The organism is Sphingomonas sp. Ag1 (genome assembly GCF_000980895.1).
Taxonomy (GTDB): domain Bacteria; phylum Pseudomonadota; class Alphaproteobacteria; order Sphingomonadales; family Sphingomonadaceae; genus Sphingomonas; species Sphingomonas panaciterrae.
On record NZ_LAZX01000042.1, the window covers coordinates 1 to 4,096 of the forward strand.

Here is a 4,096-nt window from a genome sequence, read left to right on the forward strand (position 1 = left end):
GGTGTTTCCCCGGGGAAACGGCGGGTGCCGGGCCGGGACCGGGAGAGGGGAAACGCGCGAGTGTTTCCCCGGGAAAACAGCCGCCGCGGGGCGCAAAGTTCGTGAAGTTGATGCGTATGGGGGGGTGAAAGGGTGGGTCAACGCTGCAGACCTCGGCCCTGTGCCTCCAGATGGGCGAGTGCGCGGCGCAGCGCATCGGCGAGTTCGTCCGCGTCGGCACCGGAGCCGGCATGAAGCCGGATCGTCACGCCCTGGCGGTTCGCGGACTGGATCGACAGGGCAGGGCGGCCGTGCGGGGTGGTCCACACCCAGGGGCGCTCCCCCGACCCGCCCGCGCCCGCCAGCCGCGGCGCATCGAGCAGCTGGCGTACCACGTCCGCGGCACTCCACGGCCCAAGTCCCTGTTCCTGGCGCGATTTCTGTTCCCGCGCCATCGCCTTCGCCTTGGCGAGGATGGCGGGCGCTGCGCTTTTGTCGTCGAGTGCCTGCGCCAGCGTGTAGGCCGGCTTGAGCTGCACGTCGGCAGGGGAGGCGAAGGCAGCGATCACCGTGTCGGGGAGGGCGGCGACCTTCAGCATCTTCGACAGCCAGCCCTTGGAGAGCTTCAGCCGTTCGGCCATGCGCGTCAGGTGATTGTCGTAATGGCTCCTGAGCGCGGCGGCGTAATTGCGCGCGCGTTCAAGGTCGGAGACGTCCTTGCGGGCGCGGTTCTCGAGGTCGGCGAGGCGGAAGGCGGCCTCGTCATCGAGCACCGCGACCTGCGCGACGAACACCATGTCGGGGTAGGAATGGGCGCGCAGCCACGAGATCGACCAGTGCCGCCGGGTGCCGGCGATCACCTCATAATCGTAATCGGGATCGCCCTCCACGCGGCGGACGACGGCCGGCACCTTCTGCCCGCCCTCGGCAATGATCGAATCGATCAGCTCGCGGCAGCCCTCTTCGGTGAGATGCGCGTAGGAGCGCGCATTGCCGGGCCAGATCCGCACGCGGGCCGGATCGAGCAGCAATTGCGTGACCTGCCGCACCTCGCCGCTGGCGACGCGCGCCAGGGCAGACTCGCGGCCGAGCAAGGTGGTGCCGCGCAGGCGCTCGCGCCGTTCCGGTGCAGGGGCGGGCGGCGCCACGGGAGAGGCCGCCGCGGGGGAGGGGACAGATGCCGGGGCAGCGTCCGGGATCACGTCCGCGACCGGGGCAGGGATCACCGGCGGTTCGTCGTCGGCGAGCAGCCCTGCGAGATAATCCGATTGCTTACGCGCCATGCCGTGCCTCCATCGCGCGGAACATAATGTGAACATTGAAAAGTAGGAAAGCCCCTGCCGCGTGCGCCACCGAGGGTGCCGGGTCAGGCCGCGGCATGGATCACATCCTCCTCACGCGCCGGGGCGACGCGGCCCCAGCCCTGGCGGACGAGCTGCTCGATCTGCCCCATCGCCTCGTCAAGGTTGGCGCGGCAGCGCTTGTGCGTCTTGGGCGTGCCGATCGGGCGTTCCAGCTCATAGACGGTCATCATGCGCAGCGCGGCGTGGCTGATTTCGGCGCTGTCGAGGATCGGCACGGGGAGGAGGGCAGGGCCGAAGCTCTGCTCCATGATCGCGCGGACCATCGCGTGGCTGGGATCGTTCGAATCGAACTTCGAGCAGATCAGCCGGACGAAGCTGTAATCGACCGCAATGCCCGCGCTTTCCAGCTGGCGCAGCACCTGATCCATCATCGACAGGAATTGCACCGTCGAGCAGAAATCGGGGGTGGTGGCGGCAAGCGGCACGAGCAGCGCATTGGCCGCCTGCATCACCGCAAGGCTGATCGTGCCGAGCGCGGGCGGCGGATCGAGGATGACCACGTCATAATCCGCCGCCAGATCGATAAGTCCCTGTTTCAGCTTGCGAAAACGCGCCGCGAGAACGGACTGGCCGTCCGAGCCGGCGGCCGCCAGCTCATATTCCACGTCGAACAATTCGAGGTTCGAGGGGATGAGATCGACGTTCGGCCAGGGCGTGTGCTTCACCGCATAGCCGAGATCCGCCTGGGTCGGATCGATCGACAGATAGGGGTAGAGCGTTTCTTCGCGGGTGATGTTGAAATGCGGGTTGAAGCCGAACAGCGTCGTTGTGGTCGCCTGGCTGTCGCAATCGACCACCAGCACGCGATAGCCCTGCACCGCGAAATAATGCGCGAGATGCGTGGTGACGGTCGACTTGCCGACGCCGCCCTTGAAATTCTGCACCGCGATGATCGCCGGCATGTCGAGCGGGGCGCGCGCCGGGGAGGCGCCGAGCACCTGGCGCATGTGCAGCAGTTCCTCGACTGAATAGCCGAGGCGGCGGCCCTTTTCGCTGGCCGGGGGCGGGGGGAGGCGGCCGTCATCCTCCGCCATGCGGATGCGATTGGTCGAGCAGCCGAGCAGCGCGGCGGCCTCCGCAATGCCGAAGCGCACGTTGAGCCCCTTGCGGCTTTCCGGCAGGAACGCCTTGCGCCGAAGCCGCTCGATCATCCGCTCGCCAGCATCGGCGAGATCGCCGATCTGGCTGGTGATTGCATTCATGAAGTCACCCCGGCGCGCAATTGAAGCTTGTGCTGCGATGTGTGCCACAAATTACTTCAATTGCGCAACAAATATGCGGAAGGATGCTTCGGCACGCTTGCAGCTGGCGCGCGGGCGGACCATATTCGGACCGAATAAGGATAGGTGCCATGTCGCTAGCAGAGCAGATCAAGCCCGTCAGCTATCTGAAGGCCAATGCCGCCGAGCTGCTGCGCAGCATCGGGGAGGGGGGCGAGCCAGTGATCATCACCCAGAATGGCGAGGCCAAGGCGGTGCTTCAGGATGTCGCCAGCTATGAGCAGACGCGCCAGACGATGGCGCTGCTGAAGCTGATGGCGCTGGGCGCGCAGGACGTGACGGCGGGGCGGACGGTGCCGGCGCGCGCGGCGATCGAGCGGTTGCGGCAGCGGCGCGACCCGGCGGCGTGAGCGAGCGCTACGACGTCGAACTGACGCAGGGCGCAGAAGGGGACCTGGCGGCGATCCATGGCTGGATTGCGGGGCAGGGGGGCGACGCGGCGGCGGACCGCTTCCTCGACCAGTTGTTGGAGCGGATCGAGCGGCTGGAGACGTTCCCGCTGCGCGGCGCAATGCTGCCCGAGCTGGAGCCGCTGGGGATGCGTGAGTTCCGCCAGATCATCGCCGCGCCCTATCGCATCGTCTATCGCCTGTTCGACCGGCGGGTCGTGATCGTGCTGATCGCGCACGGGCGGCGCGATTTCACCCAGCTGCTGGAAGAGCGGCTGCTGCGCTGATGGGATGTGCCGAATGACCGATTTCACCTTCATCCATGCGGCCGACATTCACCTCGACAGCCCGCTGGCGGGGCTGAGCCGCAAGGACGAGGCCTTTTCCGAGCTGGTGCGCGGGGCGACGCGGCGGGCATTCTCCAACGTGGTGGACCTTGCCATCGCCGAGGAAGCGCGGTTCGTGGTGATCGCGGGCGACCTGTATGACGGGACGTGGAAAGACCAGGCGACCGGGCAGTTCGCGATCCGCGAGCTGGCGCGGCTGACCCGCGCCGGAATCCGCGCGGTGGTGCTGTTCGGCAATCACGATGCGGAAAGCCGGGTGTCGCGGCATTTCACGCCGCCCGAGGGGGTGTTCCTGCTGAGCAACCGGCAGTGCGAGACGGTGCGCTTCGACGATCTGGGCGTGGCGATCCACGGGCGAAGCTATCGCGAGGCGGCGACGACGGAGAATATCGCCGCGACATACTGCCCGCCCGAGCGGGGGATGTTCAACATCGCCGCGCTTCACACCGCGCTGGACGGGCATGACGGCCACGCCAATTACGCGCCCTGCTCGCTGGGCGAATTGCAGGCGGCGGGGCATGATTATTGGGCGCTTGGCCATGTGCATGAGCCGGCGATCCGATCCGAGCATCCGCATATCGTGTTTCCGGGCAACACCCAGGGGCGCAACGTGCGGGAGACGGGCGCCAAGGGGGCGATGCTGGTGCGCGTCGCCGACGGGGCGGTGCGATCGGTCGAGCATCGCGCGTGCGACGAGGCGCGCTGGGCACAGGTGGCGGCCGATGTGCGCGGGGCGG

Annotated in this window: 5 protein-coding genes; 3 read left to right on the forward strand and 2 right to left on the reverse strand. The window is 67.7% G+C overall.

The features are described from left to right. Positions 1-137: 137 nt before the first annotated feature. Both XM50_RS00475 and XM50_RS00480 read right to left on the reverse strand, forming a co-directional pair. Positions 138-1,262: a ParB/RepB/Spo0J family partition protein gene (locus XM50_RS00475; RefSeq protein WP_046406461.1), complete on the reverse strand. Its 1,125-nt coding sequence runs from the start codon at positions 1,260-1,262 to the stop codon at positions 138-140. 83 nt (positions 1,263-1,345) lie between these two features. Beyond that, entirely contained in the window at positions 1,346-2,545 is a 1,200-nt protein-coding gene (locus XM50_RS00480; protein WP_046406463.1) for an AAA family ATPase, read from the reverse strand. Between the two features lie 149 nt (positions 2,546-2,694). On the opposite strand from XM50_RS00480, the gene XM50_RS00485 reads away from it, so the two are divergent. The 3 genes from XM50_RS00485 to XM50_RS00495 all read left to right on the forward strand — a co-directional run. Then, on the forward strand, positions 2,695-2,973 hold the full coding sequence (locus XM50_RS00485; protein WP_046406464.1) for a type II toxin-antitoxin system Phd/YefM family antitoxin: 279 nt from the start codon (positions 2,695-2,697) through the stop codon (positions 2,971-2,973). Then, positions 2,970-3,299, forward strand: a complete 330-nt coding sequence (locus tag XM50_RS00490) for a type II toxin-antitoxin system RelE/ParE family toxin (protein WP_046406466.1) — start codon at positions 2,970-2,972, stop codon at positions 3,297-3,299. Before XM50_RS00485 ends, XM50_RS00490 begins: the two co-directional genes overlap by 4 nt. A gap of 13 nt (positions 3,300-3,312) precedes the next feature. Continuing rightward, positions 3,313-4,096, forward strand: a 784-nt coding sequence (locus tag XM50_RS00495; RefSeq protein WP_046406467.1) for a metallophosphoesterase family protein, incomplete at its 3' end; no start/stop codon positions are given.

What these genes read in the sequence shown, in the direction of transcription:
- XM50_RS00480 (WP_046406463.1), bottom strand. Translation starts at nt 2,545, where the DNA reads ATGAATGCAATCACCAGCCAGATCGGCGATCTCGCCGATGCTGGCGAG.
- XM50_RS00485 (WP_046406464.1), top strand. Translation starts at nt 2,695, where the DNA reads ATGTCGCTAGCAGAGCAGATCAAGCCCGTCAGCTATCTGAAGGCCAAT.
- XM50_RS00475 (WP_046406461.1), bottom strand. Translation starts at nt 1,262, where the DNA reads ATGGCGCGTAAGCAATCGGATTATCTCGCAGGGCTGCTCGCCGACGAC.